This is a genomic window from Kluyvera sp. Awk 3, from assembly GCF_028069715.1.
Classification (GTDB): Bacteria; Pseudomonadota; Gammaproteobacteria; order Enterobacterales; family Enterobacteriaceae; genus Kluyvera; species Kluyvera georgiana_A.
In genome coordinates, this window is sequence record NZ_JANEWH010000340.1 from 1 (window position 1) to 393 (window position 393).

Sequence of the window (393 nt, forward strand, 5' to 3'; positions counted from 1 at the left end):
CATCAAGCTGCTTGTTGTTATCCACCGCTTTGGAGTCGAAGCCGTAGTTGGCGTACACCTCAACATCGATTGGGCCCGCTTTGATGTTGTGGGTTTTGGTGGTCAGCGCGTAGTGGCCGTCGTCACCGGTGTCGGAGTTACCGGTACAGGTGATGCGCGACGGGTTCGACTCATCGGCCATCACTTCCGGACTACAGGATTTCACCTGAGCCACCGTGGCCACGTCGAACTGCACGCCGCCAATATCAAAGTTTTTCACCCCGGCACCCTGGCCGTCGTGGTTCATCCAGAAGTAGTCGTTGATACCCTGTTGCGGACGCTGGTGGAAGTCACGACCGGCCCAGATATAGGCGTTCGGGTTGGATTCGAGCACGTTGGTCACGCCGACGTAGG

1 protein-coding gene is annotated in these 393 nt (G+C 57.8%); it reads right to left on the reverse strand.

What is annotated here, in order from left to right; all coding sequences use genetic code 11:
• A partial coding sequence (locus NNN71_RS25340; protein WP_271459620.1) for a carbohydrate porin occupies positions 1-393 on the reverse strand: 393 nt, incomplete at both ends.